General features: G+C 68.2%; 14 protein-coding genes. 9 read left to right on the top strand and 5 right to left on the bottom strand.

All coding sequences use genetic code 11. From position 1 onward, the window contains the following. Positions 1 to 121 precede the first annotated feature (121 nt). The 4 genes from KOV94_RS17825 to KOV94_RS17810 form a co-directional block, all read right to left on the bottom strand. Complete coding sequence (locus KOV94_RS17825; protein WP_308160637.1) at positions 122 to 772, bottom strand: ABC transporter ATP-binding protein; 651 nt, start codon at positions 770 to 772, stop codon at positions 122 to 124. Next, positions 769 to 1,890 carry a peptidoglycan-binding domain-containing protein gene (locus tag KOV94_RS17820; RefSeq protein WP_218052781.1) on the bottom strand — a complete coding sequence of 374 codons (1,122 nt, stop codon included), beginning with the start codon at positions 1,888 to 1,890 and terminating at the stop codon, positions 769 to 771. Before KOV94_RS17820 ends, KOV94_RS17825 begins: the two co-directional genes overlap by 4 nt. A gap of 15 nt (positions 1,891 to 1,905) precedes the next feature. Continuing rightward, complete coding sequence (locus KOV94_RS17815) at positions 1,906 to 2,490, bottom strand: hypothetical protein (protein ID WP_218052780.1); 585 nt, start codon at positions 2,488 to 2,490, stop codon at positions 1,906 to 1,908. Between the two features lie 311 nt (positions 2,491 to 2,801). Continuing rightward, the gene (locus tag KOV94_RS17810) at positions 2,802 to 3,182 is read right to left on the bottom strand and encodes a hypothetical protein (RefSeq protein WP_218052779.1); all 381 of its coding nucleotides are present in this window, start codon (positions 3,180 to 3,182) and stop codon (positions 2,802 to 2,804) included. A 568-nt stretch (positions 3,183 to 3,750) separates the two neighbouring features. Here KOV94_RS17810 and KOV94_RS17805 point away from each other — a divergent pair. The 7 genes from KOV94_RS17805 to KOV94_RS17775 all read left to right on the top strand — a co-directional run bounded on the left by KOV94_RS17805 (position 3,751) and on the right by KOV94_RS17775 (position 10,185). Continuing rightward, a complete protein-coding gene (locus tag KOV94_RS17805; RefSeq protein WP_218052778.1) occupies positions 3,751 to 4,656 on the top strand; it encodes a C39 family peptidase in 906 nt (301 codons plus the stop codon). A gap of 152 nt (positions 4,657 to 4,808) precedes the next feature. Continuing rightward, the gene (locus KOV94_RS17800; protein WP_218052777.1) at positions 4,809 to 5,948 is read left to right on the top strand and encodes a hypothetical protein; all 1,140 of its coding nucleotides are present in this window, start codon (positions 4,809 to 4,811) and stop codon (positions 5,946 to 5,948) included. A 470-nt stretch (positions 5,949 to 6,418) separates the two neighbouring features. Further along, on the top strand, positions 6,419 to 6,742 hold the full coding sequence (locus tag KOV94_RS17795) for a hypothetical protein (protein ID WP_218052776.1): 324 nt from the start codon (positions 6,419 to 6,421) through the stop codon (positions 6,740 to 6,742). Between the two features lie 34 nt (positions 6,743 to 6,776). Then, positions 6,777 to 7,322 (top strand): hypothetical protein, encoded by a 546-nt coding sequence (locus KOV94_RS17790; protein WP_218052775.1) that lies wholly within the window; start codon positions 6,777 to 6,779, stop codon positions 7,320 to 7,322. A gap of 133 nt (positions 7,323 to 7,455) precedes the next feature. Next, a complete protein-coding gene (locus tag KOV94_RS17785; protein ID WP_218052774.1) occupies positions 7,456 to 8,457 on the top strand; it encodes a peptidoglycan-binding domain-containing protein in 1,002 nt (333 codons plus the stop codon). 62 nt (positions 8,458 to 8,519) lie between these two features. Continuing rightward, positions 8,520 to 9,599: an FtsX-like permease family protein gene (locus KOV94_RS17780; RefSeq protein ID WP_218052773.1), complete on the top strand. Its 1,080-nt coding sequence runs from the start codon at positions 8,520 to 8,522 to the stop codon at positions 9,597 to 9,599. Positions 9,600 to 9,969: 370 nt separating this feature from the next. Beyond that, on the top strand, positions 9,970 to 10,185 hold the full coding sequence (locus tag KOV94_RS17775; protein ID WP_218052772.1) for a hypothetical protein: 216 nt from the start codon (positions 9,970 to 9,972) through the stop codon (positions 10,183 to 10,185). Positions 10,186 to 10,391: 206 nt separating this feature from the next. Here KOV94_RS17775 and KOV94_RS17770 read toward each other — a convergent pair whose 3' ends face one another. Continuing rightward, positions 10,392 to 12,053 carry a hypothetical protein gene (locus tag KOV94_RS17770; RefSeq protein WP_218052771.1) on the bottom strand — a complete coding sequence of 554 codons (1,662 nt, stop codon included), beginning with the start codon at positions 12,051 to 12,053 and terminating at the stop codon, positions 10,392 to 10,394. Positions 12,054 to 12,192: 139 nt separating this feature from the next. Here KOV94_RS17770 and KOV94_RS17765 point away from each other — a divergent pair, with 139 nt between their 5' ends. Both KOV94_RS17765 and KOV94_RS17760 read left to right on the top strand, forming a co-directional pair. After that, positions 12,193 to 13,869: a competence protein CoiA family protein gene (locus tag KOV94_RS17765; RefSeq protein WP_218052770.1), complete on the top strand. Its 1,677-nt coding sequence runs from the start codon at positions 12,193 to 12,195 to the stop codon at positions 13,867 to 13,869. Between the two features lie 711 nt (positions 13,870 to 14,580). Beyond that, entirely contained in the window at positions 14,581 to 16,632 is a 2,052-nt protein-coding gene (locus KOV94_RS17760) for a hypothetical protein (protein ID WP_218052769.1), read from the top strand. Positions 16,633 to 16,714 lie beyond the last annotated feature (82 nt).

Raw genomic sequence — 16,714 nt, 5'->3', positions numbered from 1 at the left:
AGGCACACGATTGCGACAACACCAGCCGCTGTCGCTGTCGCGACCGGCTGCGAGCGGGCCGACAGCAGACCGTCGCGCAGCAGGGCGACAGGTCGTGGGCGGCCCGGCCAGCCGGCCGCACTCATAGGTGCACCTGCTCGTCCGCCGTGGCCGCGAGCCTCAGGTCGTGCGTCGCGATGATGACCGTCGCGCCAGCCATCGCGCGTTCGCGCAGCGTGTCCCACACCACCGCGGCGGACGTCTCGTCGAGATTCCCAGTCGGCTCGTCACCGAAGATCACCTGCGGGTCCGTCACCAGTGCCCGGCACAGCGCGACGCGTTGGGCTTGGCCTCCCGAGATCTCGCCCGGTCGATGATTGACGCGGTGAGCCACACCGAGGCGTTCGAGTAGCTCGACGGCACGTCGATGGGCGACCTTCATCGGAACGCCGGCGAACAGCGCTGACTCGCACACGTTGTCGAGCACCGTGCGCGAAGGATCGAGCATCGCGTCTTGGAAGACGAATCCGGTGCGCTGGGCGCGCCACTGCGCACGCCCACCATCGGTCAGGGTGCTCGTCGGTGAACCGTCCCACAGCACCTGACCGCGAGTAGGTGTCAAGAGGGTCGCGAGCACGTAGAGAAGCGTGGATTTTCCCGAGCCCGACGAGCCCGTCAGCGCCGTCAACGCTCCCGCCCTGAAGTCGATGTCAACCGCTTCGAAGACAGGTGCGGCGTTCCGGCGGTAGCCGAAGGTCAGGTCGTGCGCGCGCAGCGTGGCGCTCCCGGTCACGGTGAACTCCTGCGGTCCGCCGGCTCAGAAGCTGCCTGACCGCCCCGCTGGTCGTCGCTCGTGCGCTTCCCGAACAGCTCGACGACATCACCCACGTCGACGCCGTCGACCACAGCGCGCGCCCCGTCGCTGGCAAGAACACGCACCCGCACACGCTCGCCATCGCGGATGACGAACGTGGAGCCGTCGGACCCGGTACCCATGGTGGAGATGGGCACCATCGGACCGGTGACCTCCGGTGCAATCTGCGCGGTGCCCGCGAAGCGTTGTTCCTTGAGGGAGAAAGGCACTGTGTCGCACTGCGTGCCGCACAGCGGCCCTCCGCCGACGGCGGTCAGCACCAGCCGCACAATGCCCCCGTCTTCGGTGGGTTCCACCGAACTCACGACACCCTCGAGCGCCGTGCCGTCGACGTCCACGGTGACGGCGGTGCCGACTTCGGGGACGTCCGACCGTTGCTCGAGGTTGCCGCTCACGGTGAACGTCGGACTGGAGTCCACCGCGCTCACCAGCGGATCGCCGATACCAACTGTCGCGCCGACCGTGATTGTCTCGTCCAACGCGACACGCACCGGCAAGTCGGGCAGGAACAGCACGGTGCCACGAGCGACGGTGCCGGACTGCTCCACCCCCAATGACTTCTGCCATGCCCTGACCGCAGAGGCCGTCCGCTCATCGAACTTCCCGTTCACGGCGACCGGACGAAGATGCCCCTTGGCGGAGAGCATCTGCTGGAGCTGCCGCACGTCCTCTCCCGAGATCCCGACGGTCAGGTCGCGGAACGCAGGCACGGCTCCCTTCGCGACCACGACCGGTTGCAGGTTCACCGTGACCAGCGTGTCGCCGCTGTCCACGACCTGCCCCGGCTGGGTGGCCAGAGTGGTCACGACGCCGTCGAACGCTGCCGACCCCACCGGCCGTGCCGTCCAGGTCGCGACGACTGTCAGATCTGCGGTCTTGCCGATGGTGCCCTCAGCGACCGTGAACGTCTGCGTCGCGACCGCTGAGGCTTGCGGTTGCGGCGGGGTGAACGTGGCTCGGCTCGCCCACCATGCGACTGCTGCAGTGACCGCGATGGTCAGGCACCAGCCGACCGCGACGACAGTGGTTCTGCGCACGTGACACGCTCTCTGTCAGGACCAGTTCTGCGGGCAGGTGCGTTCGAGCTCGACGAGCCCGTCCGCGCTCAACGACCCGGACTCGAGCGCACCCTGCACGGCGGGATCGGTGTACGGCACCCACAGGTCGTCCGGCGGCGGGTCGGCCAGGCGCGACTCGACGTACGTGTCGACCGTCGGCGGGTCGGCCATGTCGAAGCCTTCGTTGCGCAGGCACATCATCGTGTCGACGTCACGGGTGTACGCCTCGCGCAGCTCGTCCTCGGTCAGAGCGCCCAGGCGCCGACCGGCTTCTTCCTGGCACGCCATCGAGTCCTCACTGAATCGATTGGCCTCGTCTTCGGAGGTGAACGGTTCGGCGGCGCCGCCGTACTCGTCGAGGGTGACGGTCCATCCCTTGGCGTCCATGCATGTCTGCATCTTCGCGGCGACCTCTTCACGCTCGCGGGCCTGCTCGGCGAACCACGCCGGGGGCTTCCACTCCGTCTCGACGGGCGCCTCGTCGGCGCTGCATCCCGCGGCCGTGAGCGCGAGGATTGAGACGACGGCGGCGCGGACGGCGGCTCGCGCCATGCATGCGGCGGCCGGGCGTTCAGCCATGGCATTGCTCCCAGTGGATCGGGAGAGTCAGGTTGGGCATGGCGGGCTCCAAGGTCAGAGGTCACAACGGCTGTGACCGGCCCGAGGGTAGCGAACCACAGATGGCGCCCGGGTCGGTTCACCGACTGAACTTCCCATCGGCACTGACCTCGGACGACGTGCGATCGGCCACTAGTCCGGATGGACGCGGACCGGTGGGTCGGGCCGGTGTCGGAGCATGGCCTGCTGTGAAGCTGTCCGACATGGCGGTGCTCCCCAGCCGACGAGCGTTGGCCGCTGTGACTGGGGAGCACCATCATCAGGCCGCGTGCCTACAGCGAGCAGTAGGACGTGTTGCCGTTCACCTTGGCGAGGACCGACTGGCCCTCCACCACCCAGTCGTCAGCGAAGATTCGGTAGTCGCGGCCCGACGAAGCATTCGTGTTCGTCGAGAAAGTCGTGTAGTAGCGGGTGTACCCCTTGACGTACACCTTGGTGTCCTGCGGGTTGAATACCCAGTACATGTGCGTTGTCTTGCCGTTCGAGGGCGCGCGGATCACCCACTTGATGCCAGTCGAGCTGTTGCAGAGCCACGGCTTCTCGCCGCCGCCCAGTGGCTCGGAGTCGTTCGCGTTCGCGGCGGAAACGCCGCCGGCCAGGAGCAGTGCTGCCGCGACCACGACCATCGCGGTTCTACGCAGAGCATTCGTCATGCAGATCCGTCCTCCTAGACAGGGCAGCAGTCAACCCAAGCCGATGGATTGTCTGGGCGGCTATGACAGCGCGCACGGAGAACGTAGCGGACAGTGTCCCTGCGGCGTGGCCGCTTTTGCCGCCACATTCCGCAAGGCAACGAGGCGCCAGCGTGTCACTGCGCCCTGCGGACGATGGACGGCGGTGCGTGGCTGGTCATTGACTCGTATGGCCAGCCCGAGAGCCGAATCCGCTGAGACCGGTCCGCGCCGGTTGAGAGGACTCCGGCCTCAGACTCAGCCGCTAGCCGGTTCACCGGCTTCCTGCCCACCCCGCGGTTCGCTGCAGCCCGGGGATGTCGCGGCTGATCGACCAAGACAACCGCAGCGCGCTATGAGAAGACACGTCCGTCCGTGGCGCGCGCCGGACGAGCTCGGCGGCGCGTCCACGTGGCGCCCTGGATTCTTCCGCGAAACGCCGGACAGCCACATCAGCGCGCTAGTAGCCTCCCCGCATCACAGCAATAGCGGGGCTGACACGCCTCCCTGGAGCCGTGACTCACCCGTCCACGGCCCAACGGAGGTCTCCGTGAACCTGCGCATGCGCGCGCTGCTCGTCGCCCCCGCCCTCGCTGTCGTGCTGACCGCCGGAGCGACGGCTGCCCACGCCGAAGACCCGCCGCTGCCGCAGGTCGACGCGGGCGAGCCGACGACATGGCAGGAGCGCATCGACGCCGCCGCCGCGTCCGGCGCTCTCGACGTTCCCAGCGCGCCGCGCGCGTTCACGCCCGACGCGACCCAGAAGAAGGCGATTGCCGACGCCCTGCGGGCGTACGTCGCGACCCCCGGCATCGAGAAGCCCGATCTGGCGGCCGTGCAGGCCCAGCTCAAGACGCTCGCCGGGAACCCGATCGGGGGTGGCGGGAACGCAGTCCAGGTGAACGCGTCCCCGACGTACAAGAACTTGTACATCCCGCACCAGGCGCAGCAGAAGGGCTATTACTGCGGCCCGGCGAGCGCGGCGATGATGCTCGGCTACCTCAACCGCCCCACGAGCCGGTACGACGGAGTCGCGCTCAGCCAGGCGAATCTCGCCACGGCCACCTACCTGCGCACCGAGGCGAACGGGGCGACAACCTGGGCGAGCGGCGCGATGGCCACCGGGATGAACCGGTGGATCGGCGGGACCTGGTACGCGCAGATCACGCGTCCGTCGTCCGCGACCACCGTCGGTGCGTTCCTCTCCACCATCGGGACGCTCGGGCAGCCGCTGGCCATGAACACCGTCGAGTTCGAGGGCGGTGCCCACTACAACGGGCACCCGAACCGCACCATCGGTCACTGGATCGTGGGGTACGGCTACGGCAGCAGCGGTGCGACGTCCTGGTACAACGACCCGGCGACGAGCTACTACCCGAACGCGTCGGCCACGTTCCAGGCGGACACCGCGTCGTTCTCGAACACGTACCTGCAGAGCAACGGGATCATGTACTAGTGACCAGACGTCCGCTCATGGCGGCCGGCGCACTGGTCTTCGCGCTGGCCGCCACGGCGTGCACGGGCGGTACACCGACCGCTGATCCGACGCCGACACGCCGCCCCAGTCCGACGTCATCCCCGACGGCGTCGGCGCAGCCGAGCAGCCCCGTGGGGCTGGCCTGGGACGGCGGAGACCCTGTCGTCGGCAACGTCGTCGACCCTGACTCTGCAATCACCGTCGACCCCGCCTCGCTCGCGATCGTCAACCGCACCCCGAGCGCGCTCGTCGGTCAGGAGTCGTTGTCCACGCTCGCGCTCCGACCCGACGGAAGCCTGGTCGTGGCACGCGTGCCTGGTAGCGGCCTCGACGACGAAGGGCGTCTGGCCCACGGGAGGACCGTCGGGCTGTGGCAGCACGACGAGTTCACGTCGTTCGGCGACGTGGCCGGACTTGTTCCCGGTGATCCGGCCCGACAGGCGTACGCGGCCGACGCGGAGGGCGACGTGGTGGTCTGGGCCGAGACTTCCTCGGTCGATCTCTACCAGTCGCCGTGGCGGATGTTCGTCTGGGATGGCGCGAGACCGCGCCTGTTGGCGCGCTCCGAGCAAGTTCACCCGCCGGGGTTGCCGATCGTCGACGGCGACTCCGAGCCCGTCATCAGCAACGGCCGCGCGTACTGGGCGACCAGCTATCCGCTCGTCCCCAACCCAGCGGAGGGGAGCACTGACTGGGGCATGGAGGTCGTGTCGACACCGCTGACGGGAGAGAACCAGCCCTTGCGCATCGAGGCGTCCGGGGTCAGCCGGCCGCTGCCGTTCGGTTCCGGAGTGCTCGTCTCTGCGTTCCAGACGGTGCCGACCGAGCACGTTCACGACGGCCTGGCAGTCATGGACGGCGCGGGGACCGGAGGATCGGCGTCGCTCGTGCGGGCGTCCCGGACGGGCACGGAGATCATCGAGTCGGACACCGACGGTTCCCGTGTTGCGCTAGTCGTCGCGCACGCCCGTGGCAACGCTGTCGTCACGCTCGACACCGAGGCCCGAAGCGCCACGATCTTCCCGGGAGTGCGATCACGCACTGCATCTGTCGCCCAGTGCGGGCCGCGCACGGTCTGGTCGTTCGCAGACGGCTCGGGCATCGACAAGCAACCGGTCTGGCTCTACGACAGCGACACGCAGGCACTTACCAAGATCGACGTCACGGGTAACTACGGAGCGGTGTACTGCGCGGGCGATCTGATTGCCTGGAAGTCCCTGTCAGACCCGGCTAACGCTCTCGCGACCACCACCGTGGTCGATGCACCCTAGAGCGCGTCTGGAGGAGAGACGAAGTAGCCCGCAGGACACGCGCGCTTTGGGCATTGGCCTCACGTCGGTGACCGCAGGCGGTCAGGTGAAGCGCACCGGCTCGCACATCGAGCCCGCGACCGTATCGTGAGGCAAGCCCTCGACGGCGGGCAGAGCCGACCGGCACCTCGAGGCGTCAGCGCACGTCGTAGCCGGCGCTCCAAGTCGGCGCCGCCGCGGGCGCCCATCGTGGTCGTTGGTACCCACGACCTGTGGTCGGCCACTTCGGGGAGAGGCACGAGCGACTTGTGTGACGTCGCCCGCGAGGTGCGGGTTCCCGCATAACGGCACGCAACGCGCGGTGGACTGAGCAAGAGGTGCGATGACTGCTGTCACGGGAGTGACGCAGGTCACACCTGATTCGGGTGATCGGGCGGCGACGTGCCCCCTAGCGTCTTGCTGCCCGAACGCCCGACCCAGGAGCCTCCACGATGCCCGCGCGCCGCACAGTCGCCACCGCCGTAGCCCTCGCAGTCGGCGTCGGCGTCGCCCTCATCCCGACCGCGGCGCACGCCTTCCCGAAGGAAGAGGGCACGATCTCGTGCGAGATTTTCCAGTACGCGAAGGGGCGCGTGAGGGGCACCGAGGGCATCTCGATCACGGTGCCGGGACTGGCGTCCCCCGCGTTCTGGCAGTGGGGCACCGACACCTGGCAGACCAAGTACGCGACGGGCGCTGCCGGCGGCTCGGGAGCGTACAAGCTCACCGCCCAGAACCGGTATGACTGGGCAATCAGTACCGCATACTGCGGTTAGCCGAGACCTTCGACCGATAAGGCAACGGATCACGATGCGACACCACACCTCCATCGCTGCTCGGCTGGTAGTGGCAGCGGCGGCCGTCCTCGCACTTGCGTCGTGCAGCGCGGGCACAGACGACCCCAGCGACGACGCCACGTCCGCCGCACCGTTCGTCGCGCCCGGCTGGATGGCCGAGCAGGCCCAGGCGAACGAGGACCTCGTCGCTCACCAGCAGGCATGCCTGACCGAACGCGGAATCTCGTTCACCGTCGACAAGACCGGCATGTACACGTTCGCCGGCGACGACCCCGCCACGGCAAACCAGGCGCTGACCGAATGCACGAAGGAGTTCCTCGGCGACCTCTACGGGGCAGCGCCGACCCCAGACCAGCTCCGGGAGATGTACACCCGCGCGCTCGACGTGCGGCTGTGCCTGATCAACGAGGGCTTCGACATCGACGAGCCGATCTCGGAGGAGGCGTACGTCGACAGTGGCGGCCGGTGGTCTGCTTACGAAGGTGTCGGCAGCGCCTCGCAGGAGCGCCTCGCCGAGCTCTACAAGACGTGCCCTGAGCCAGACCTGACCACGCTGTGACCTGGGCCCTGATGTCGAAGACGGAATACGGGTGACGCGTCGATCTTGGGTAGCCGCCGGCTGGGTCGCCACTGCGCTGATGGCGGCCGCGGCTGGGGTGTGGGCGGGCCGCGCGACGCTCACGCCTCCCGACGTGGACGACACCGCTGACGCGCCGACGCTGTACACCGTCACCGAGCAGACTGTGGGCCGGGCGATGTCGTTTCCGGCGTCCGCGTCGTGGGCGCAGACACCGCTGGCGACGAGCCCCGCCTCTGGGACTGTGACTGCGATCCGTCTGCCCGCTGACGGCGTCGTCAACGTCGGCGCCGCGCTCTTTACCGTCGACTTGCGCCCCGTCGTGGTTGCACAAGGCAGTACGCCCTCCTTTCGGGACCTGAGCGAAGGCGCCACTGGCGACGACGTCCATCAGCTGCGGCAGATGCTCACGACCTTGGGGTACCTCAAAGGGCTCGACTCCTCGAAGTTCGACGCCGCCACCACTGCTGCGGTGAAGAAGTGGCAGAAGGCAAACGGCGTCGAACAGGACGGAGTCGTCCGGGCCGGCGACGTGGCCTACGCACCGTCGCTGCCCGTGCGCGTCCGCCTCGCGGACGAGATCGCTGTCGGTACGCGGCTTGACACCGGCACCACGATCGCGTCCGCACTCGCTGCCACCCCGGACTTCGCCATCATCCTCGACTCCAGTCAGGCCCCGCTCGTACCCACGACCGGAGCCGTCGAGGTGGACGACACCACCGGCGGGACGTGGCTGGCGAAGATCAGTTCCGCGACGACCAACGCCGACGGGCAGCTGGTCCTGTCGTTGACGAGCCCCGACGGCGGCCCCGTCTGCGCCGAAGCGTGCGGCAGCGTGCCCGTCGGCAGCGAGGCGGCGATCTACCCCGCGCGCATCGTGATCGTGCCTGACGCGACCGGCCCGAGCGTCCCCATGTCCGCCGTCGGCACGAAGCCCGACGGGTCCGCGTACGTGGTCCTGGCTGACGGGACGGATACCCCCGTCGAGGTCGTCGCATCCGGTGACGGGCGCGCGGTCGTCAGTGGCGTTGACGTCGGAGATCAGGTGCGCCTGTTCGGGGCCGGCGCCGGCGACCAGCCCCCAGAACCCGCCGAGTTCGAGGGCGACGGGCCGTGACGGCGAGCGCCGAGGTCCCGACGCCACATCCGCCGCATGGACGCTGGCCCGGGTCGCCTCGTGTGCTCGAGCTTGCACGCGACGGCGTGAAGTCCGCCGTCGGGCAGCCGACCGCTACCGCGACTGCGACGTTGGTGATTGCAGTGGTCTGCGTGGTAGTCCTGCTCACCACCGGACAGGCCGCCGCCGCCGAGCGTGCCGTCGTCGCGCACATCGACAGCGTCGGCACTCGGATGATCGTGACGTTCGACCCATCCGGCGAAGCGCGCATTCGAGGCGACAGTGTTGCCAGCGTCAATAACCTCAGTAGTGTCGCGTGGGCCTTCGGACTCAGCGAGGCGGTCGACGTACAGAACGCCAACCTTGCCGGCACAGAACGGGTCGGGCTGCGTTCCGTTCTCGGCGACCTGCCCGATGACGTTCACCTGGTCACCGGCCGCACACCACGCGCCGGTGAAGCCGTCCTCGGAGTGCAGGCGGCCGAGAGACTCGGGCTGCGCGAGGGGTCAGGCGGGGTCACCGGCGCTGCACGGACCTGGCCGATCGTCGGAGTCGTCTCCGCGACGGGCCCTCTGGACCGGCTCAACACCATGGCACTTGCTGTGCCGACGGAAGGAGTCGAGGCCCGCTACGTGTACACCCTGGCAGACGACGTAAGAGACGTCCCTGCGCTCGCCGATCAACTTCCGTCGGTCGTCTCTGCGGCCCGCGCCAGCGACCTGCAGGTCGATGAACCTGCGGGTGCGCTCGCGTTGCGCGACGTCGTCGCAGGCGAGCTCGGCCGATCGTCACGCCAGCTCATGATGCTCGTGCTCGGGGTGGGCCTCGCGCTGGTGAGCGTCACCATTCTGGGCTCCGTAGCGCAGCGCCGCCGGGACTTCGGTCGGCGGCGTGCTCTCGGAGCATCGCGATCGGCGATCGTGACCCTGGTCATGATTCAGACGGGCGTCGCGGGGTCGGCGGGCGCAGTCCTGGGAACCGTCGTCGGCGTTGCCGTCCTGTCAGTGCGGGACACCCCGCCGCCGTGGTCGTTCAGCGTCGGAGTAGCCGCCCTCGCGATCCTCGTCGCTCTCGCCGGCGCGGTACCGCCAGCACTGGCGGCGGCATGGAGGGACCCGGTGCGGATCCTGCGAGTGCCGTGACACGACTTGGGCGCGAGCCCGGCTTCGGCGGAGAGGGGAACGAGCGCGGTCCAGCGGTGCTGGTGGTCCCCGCTGTGCTCCGCTGTCTCCCGGTCAGGGCAGTGGAGGGCGCGACTTCCCTCCCCGCGCGACAGTGATCCACGTCACATTCGACCGTCTTTGAACGGCCCTCGGCACTCGGCGCGCGTCGCTACAGTCACATTCGGCATTACTCCCAAACCCCCTCAAACCAGGAGAGAATGTGCAACTCGCGCGCAACCTTCGCAGGTCCGCAGCGGGCGTCGCCCTCGCGCTCGTGGCCACGTGCGCCGTCGCGACCGCCTCGCATGCCGAGCCCGGCGAGAGCGGCTCGGTCAGCTGCCCCAGCACCATGACGCCCCGCGTCCGGACGTACACCATCCAGAACTCCTACGGCTGGGCGCCCGTGAGCAAGCACTTCAACTTCAACTGGGGCACCCAGACATACCGCTATCAGTACGCGAACGGGACGCGGGGCGGGTCCGGCAGCTGGGCTGCGTTCTCGTCGGTCTGGATCGACACCGCGTACACGAGCGCTTACTGCGTGTCCGGCTCCGACCCGGTCTGACCTCCAGGCTGCTCGAGCAGCAACTTCGCTCTCCGACGCGGCTGCGACTCAAACGTTCCAGGGAGTCGCAGCCGGGCGAAGCGCTCCGGGCCGGTCTCGTCGGTGGGGCAAGCCGACCGGTTCGACCGGAACAAGCTCGTCGTCTCGGGAGCGGCTGCGCTATCGACCTCACGCCGTCCCGCTCGTCGAAGCGGTCGGCCACCGCGTCACCGCGGTTTCGCGGGCGCGTCCTGTGCCTGCTCCGCTGCATCTGTTGCTGAGCCAGCCAGGTGGATCGTCGCAGAAGCGGTTCCACTGGCCGCTACAACGATCTCGCGAACGAGTTCCACGACCTGAGGCGCAGTGTCTAGGTCGAGTTTTGAGACGAGTACGGGGATCAGCTGATTGGCGACACGCGTCTTCAGATTTCCCCAGCGGAGGCGGTCGAGGACGACCTTGAAGTCGTGGGCGCCCGATCGTGCGTACGCGAGATGTTCCGCAATCTCGGCTCGCAGGTCATCGGCGGGCGCTGCGTACCTAGGGGCGACCGCGGTTAGCGCCTCGACGAGCTCGTCATCGGTGAAGTTAGCGAACTCGTAGGTCGCCCCTTGCCACGTGCGCACCTTGAGGAGTTCATCGAGCTCGCCGTCCGTGATACTGCCGCCGTGCTGCTCGACTTCCTCCCGAAGGTGTTGGCGCAGCGTCTTCTCGGTCCCTTCTCGCTTCTCTTCAGCCCAAGGGCCTTCAGGATCCATCACCACGAACATCGTCGTCGGGTTACGTTCCAGGACCTGGCGGTCGGGAAGGACGTCGCGCACCTGAGGCGCCACGAATCTCGCGATTTCGTGGGGGTGGTCGCCGGAGGTCTGCTGGTTGACGACTCGCACCCGCCGGCTCCAGCCGAGCTCTTCCAACAACGTGGTGACGTGCAGCTCCTCAGTGGCCCCCTCGACGACGACGATCGCCGACGGGTGGGGGGAGATCGCCATTCGCTGGAGGGCGTGGTCGAGGTGAGGAGCTGCCGGGCCCGTCGCGCTGATTCGATCCATCAGTGGCATCCACCAACTCCCCGTCACCTCGGGTAGGGGAGCTACGTGCCCCGCCTCCGCCAGCTCTTCGTGTGCGCGGAGCAGGACCTCCGCGGCGATCCTCTGCCAGACGGCCTCTAGCGCCGCCTTCTTCAACTGGAACCAGCCGCGGTGGTTGGAATGGCGCGCCACCTGCCACCATCCGCCAAGGGGGTCATGTGCATGCGCAACGCTGAGCATCCACTCTGCCTCGCGTCGGAGGGTCTCCGGCTGGGCGTGTACCGCGCCCAGTCGTGTCTTCGCATCTAGATCGCGCGCCGCTCGTCGGAGAGAGACGAAGTCTGATCCCCTCGGTGCGGTCAGCTTGCCGATGATCGCGGGGAAGAACCGGTTAGTGAGCGCGGCCAACGCGATGTGGGTCGAGCGCTCCCGCGCAGCGGCGCTTCTCGCCGCCGCCTCCAGATCGAGGCCCATCTCGATGTTGCGTCGCGTCGGCAACGCCGTTCGAAGAGCGAGCAGTTGCCAGTGGGAGTACAGCGGTTCGTCGCTACCTGGTGTGCCGTTGTCAGTTGCCCAGGTGTCGCCAAGGCGTCCTTCGCGCGCCAGTTCGGCCTCATAAGTCTCATCGCCGTCTGCTGTCGTGAGTGGATGGCCGGGTGTGCCTCGAAGCCGCAAGAGGGGGACGAGCAGCCTGTGCTCGTCGAGCCAGCTCAGGTCGCCGGCAGTCAGCCGATGGCCCCAGGCCTCTGCCTGCTCACGGAACTGCCTGCTCGACAACAGACCGACCTGGGTGAACGTGTACGGGAGGCTCAGGAGCGGCACAGCGCTGATCGGAGCTTCCTCGTCCTCCGATATCGACACCTTTGCAGCGTAGATGCACGTCCTCGTTCGTTTGAGCCCGGCAGTGTGCGCTCGCAGCGCGGTCGTGGGTTACTCGCAGCGACTCGGCCGGTCGTCTCCTCAGACCGAGGCCACCGCGCTGTCCAGGGCACGTGCAGGCGTGTCGAGATTCTGGACGAGCGCGATGCACGCCGGGTCGCGGCGTTGCTGCATCGCAGAGCCGACCGTGTGCCACTTCGGCATGCGGGCGGTGCTGAGGTCGGTTTCAGTCGGCGCTGACGTGCACTCGACCGGCGGACGCGAAGCCGCCGGCCGTATCGGTACCGTCGCGGCGGTGCCGCACGATCCAGCCCTGCTCGCCGCGTTCAACGCCGACGCGGACACTCGCATGGTCTGGGCGACGGAGCGGGCAGACCGGTCGCGGGTCGTCTACCTCGAAGACGGCACCGCACGGGAGATGCGCGCCCGGACCAAGTCCGAACTCGCCTGCATCGTGCCTGAGTGCGATCTGCGACTGACAACCCATGCACGCAGCACGAAGCGTGACGGGTTCGCTCATCTTGGGCGAGTAGACGATGCGTTGCACTCGGCTGAGTCGCTCATGCACCAGCAGGCGAAGGCCGTCATCGTCTCGTGGTTGCGGAGCAAGTACCCAGGCGTGATGGTCGACCCTGAGGTTCTGCTCGTGAACGGCGAACGGCGTCCCGACGTCTACGCCGAGAACCCCCAAACTGGAAACCGGCTGGCCTTCGAAGTGCAGTACAGTGCCCTGACGGTCAGGGAGTGGGAGCGCCGGCACGAGTGGTATGCCGACCACGGCATCGTCGATGTCTGGGTGTTCGGGCACGTGGGTAGCCAACGGGGTCGCGCGAGAAGTCCCGAGTTCGACGTCGCGACGAACGCTCTGCAGCAGCACTTGCTCGCGCAACGCGAGCTGTTGTGGTGGATCGAACCGATCTCCGGGATCATCGCGACGCCGTACGAGTTCGTGTTTGACGACCTTCTGGCGCGGGACTACAAAGCGCCCCCGCGAGTCGGGGCTCGTGACCTGCTCTTCGACCTGAGCGTCCTGGCCGACGCCTGGCTGACGGCGCGTGGATTTCGGACTCGGGCCCTGCTTGAGATCGACGAGCTGGCATCCCGGCGGGCGGTCGATCGCGCTCACGCGTGGCGTGAGAGCGAGAAGGAAGCGGCTATCCGCCGCGAGCAGGACCGCGTCGAGCGCCTGGCCGCGGCCGCCGCCCAGGCAGAGGCCGTGCGCGTGGCGCAGGAGCGGGCAGCGGCCGCCGAGTCGGCGCGGGCGGCAGCGGAGGCAGCCGAGCGGCGCAGAGCCGAACTCGAGGAGCAGCTCTGGCGTGCTGCGCTGCAGCGGGTTGTCGCTTCCGCCGAGTCGATCAGCGCGGCTTTCGCCGCCTCAGACGTCGTCGGACAGGTGGGCGCTGTGCTCGGCACCAGGCCGCACTGGCTCTACGTGAACTACTCCGACCAGGTCCCAGAGACAGCCCTTGGCATCGCACACCACCATTGGCAAGCGGCGGCATTTCTCCACGTCCTGCGGTTGAGCCTGCACGACCGCGAGGGACGGGCGCGTCGGCCAGTCACGACGGCTGACTTCGAAGAAGGCGTCTTGCTCACGGGGCTTCAAGTCGAGCGGCGACTCCTCGAGCGTCTGGTCGTCGACTGGTGCGGGCACTTGTGGGAACAGCGCCAACTCAGCGACCGAGACGCCCAAGGTCGCGCGCGGCTCCTGACGCGAATCAGCCCGGAGCGACGCGCGCTCCTTGGACCGCTCGCGGCAGCTGCCGCGCCTACGGACAGTGCCGCGATCAAGCGATGACAAACAGGCCAATAAGAGACGATGGCCCTAGCGATCGGGTGGCGACGTGTCACCCACGTCGTCCCGTGGTCCAGGTCCAGTCACTCGCCGGTGCCGTGGGCATCTCCGGGGCCGTATGCGGCCAGTGCTTCCTTGACGATGGACGTCACTGAGCGCCGTTCGCTCTCGGCGCGTGACTCTACAAACGCCCGCGTCCTCGGCGTGAGGCCAGCTAGGAGCGCGTCGCATTCGACACCTGTGGGCGGCGCCGTGTGGTCGTCGCCACCGCCAAGCCTCGCGGGCACTAGCTTCTCCTTCGCGACGGTCAGTAGGGTCCGCCAACCGTAGCCAAGGCGCGGGCGAAGCCGTCGGAGCGCTGCCGAAGGAGTTTGCTTGAAGAGGCCGCCCAAAGCTTGGGGTGACCCCGGTTCCGGGCATCTACGATCCCGGATGTGAGTCCCATCCAGGCCGGGATACGTGCGACGGTCCACCAAGACCCGCCCAAGAACTTGCAAGTCGATGTCATGACCGGCCGCGCGCCGCACAGGCATGGCTAAACACCCGGTCTCGGGCGCGGGACTGGACGGCTCGGACGTCGCGCACGCGTTTCCCGAAGCGTGGAGGCACCTACGCGCCGCCGGGGATGCACGAGCGAGTCTGGTCGCGGCCTGGAACGGCTCAGAGGACGGTCACTTCGAACTGGACGTCGTTACCGAGCATTCCGGTGCGGGCGTGATCGTGGCGTTGCCGCGCTGGCCCCACGCCCGGCGGCGAGGCCTCACAGACGCGTTCTCTGAGAGCGTTCGCGAGTTGTGGGCGTCACTGGATGCCTTGGTGGTCGAGTCCGTGGCCGCATTGAGCGTGCAGCATCGGGTCCGCGACCCGAAGCGACCCCGGTTCTTTCCCGTCACCGCCAGCGTGGAAGGGTTCGAGGATCTCCTCGGCGAGGGATGTGTCGACGGGCTCCTGCGTACGCAGGTCGCCATGGTGCGTGATTGTCAGCCGTTCCATGAGTTGGAAGGCGACGAGCGAGTCGACCCGCTGCGCCAAGGCCTGGCCCTTCTCCTCGCGTGGGACAACGCGCTCGATGCGGGTGTGCTCGTCGACGGATGGGCGTCGCCGGGCGCGCCGCAAGTGCAGTCCGACCCTTCGGGTGACATCTCCGTGGAGGCGGCGCCCGCCGGGTTCGTCCACGACAGGCGCGTCCTCGCAAACTTCCAGATTGCCGGCTACACGGATGCCCACAAGCTGCAGGCCGAGGCGGACACATACATCGATCTGGGCTATCCGGCCAGTCCCGTCCTGGCGGCACCGGACCCGACTCTCCCGGCACAGCTGACGCTCGCGTTCGAGACCGTGGTTCGGTTCGCTGCGCAGTTCACCTGGCTGCTTGGGCTCGTCCCGGGGCGGCGACGGGTTCTGCTCGAACACGGTCGCGACGCAACCGACTGGGCATCGCTCGCGGACGAGTCCGACGACTGGGCGGCTCCGGCCGCGCCGCCGCTCGGCCTGTCCAGCGTGGACGACGCAGGCGACGCACGACATCTTCTAGTGGTCACAGACGAGGGCATCTTCCAGAGGAAGATCCCCCACGCGACGCCGTTGCGTGAGCACCACCGTCGCGGAACCGCCGCTGAGATCGCCACACAAGACGCTGCGGCGACGTGGGGCATGCCGGACTTCGTACTGTCGCCCCTCGTGGAGAAGAAGGGGGCCGCGCTCCGAGAGGTCAGCGACGGATTGCTCGTCGTCGGCTCGCGGGGGGCCATCGTTCAGGTCAAGGCACGAGAGGGCGAGGTTGGGACTCCGGCGCGAGAGGAGTCGTGGGTTCGCAAGAAGGCCGCCGAGGGCGTTAGGCAGGTCGGCGGCACGGCCCGTCGGCTCAAGGCGGACGCGCTCACGATGGTCAACGGCCGGGGTCGACCCGTCCTGATCGACGGGGCTCACATCAGCTGGGTCGGGGTGGTCGTCATCGAACATCCGGAGCCTCCAGACCTTGACCTGGACGCGGTCGCGTCCGTGACGCCCTACGTGGTGCTCACGCGGGGCGATTGGGAGTTCCTCTTCGATCAGCTGCGGTCGACTCACGCGGTCGTCGGCTACCTTCACCGCGCCGCCGCCGTCCCCGGCCGGATCGGTGATGAGCCGGCGCGCTACTACCGCCTCGCCGCAGCCGATGCCGATGCCTCGCCTGGACCTGTCGACCCGTTGATCAGCGCGGGCGGCGTCGCCGCATCCGTACCGCTCCTGCCGACGGAGCCGGTGACCGCCGGCGACGCCAAGGCGAGCGCCGTGTACCGCTTCATCCTCGAGGACATCGCCACGTCCCCGTTCGACGAGGCGCGTGAGGACCAGCGTCTGACAGCGCTCGCAACACTGGATTCACTGCCCGTTGGCTACCGCACCGCGTTAGGTCGGCTACTGCTCGACAACCTCGAACTCATGCGCGTGCCAGACCCCGGCAACACGCGCTGGAGGCTGCGGACGTATCGAGCGGGTGCGGAGCTCAACCAGATGACCTTCGCTGTCTGCTCGACGCACTCCCGGACAACGCAGACCGCTTTCTCGTGGCGGGTCATGCTCCTCCATCACGAACTGTGTGAACTCCTCAATCGCACCGACCTTTCGACAACGGGTGTCATGCTCACGCCTCGCTCCGACCGAGCCGGAGAGTGGGACACGACGCTCATCTGGGCGGAGGGCGACCTGGAACTCACCGCGGAGGACATCGCGGACTACCGCCGTTTGTGGTCCGGCAACCACCGCGTCGACACGACGGACTAGCAAGGACCCGCAGCGCAGCGGCCCTCGACTGTTCGGTGGGCGTTGGTAGTCCCCGATATTCGCGCTCAGCGCGACGTGCCAT

It is taken from the genome of Cellulomonas algicola, from assembly GCF_019024305.1.
GTDB lineage: Bacteria > Actinomycetota > Actinomycetes > Actinomycetales > Cellulomonadaceae > Cellulomonas > Cellulomonas algicola.
The sequence above is the reverse complement of the archived record's forward strand: the minus strand, read 5'-3'. Positions and strand labels throughout refer to the sequence as shown.

Excerpts from the sequence above, each read along its gene's own strand:
- KOV94_RS17795 (WP_218052776.1), top strand. The coding sequence starts at position 6,419 with ATGCCCGCGCGCCGCACAGTCGCCACCGCCGTAGCCCTCGCAGTCGGC.
- KOV94_RS17815 (WP_218052780.1), bottom strand. The coding sequence starts at position 2,490 with ATGGCTGAACGCCCGGCCGCCGCATGCATGGCGCGAGCCGCCGTCCGC.
- KOV94_RS17775 (WP_218052772.1), top strand. The coding sequence starts at position 9,970 with ATGACGCCCCGCGTCCGGACGTACACCATCCAGAACTCCTACGGCTGG.
- KOV94_RS17790 (WP_218052775.1), top strand. The coding sequence starts at position 6,777 with ATGCGACACCACACCTCCATCGCTGCTCGGCTGGTAGTGGCAGCGGCG.
- KOV94_RS17810 (WP_218052779.1), bottom strand. The coding sequence starts at position 3,182 with ATGACGAATGCTCTGCGTAGAACCGCGATGGTCGTGGTCGCGGCAGCA.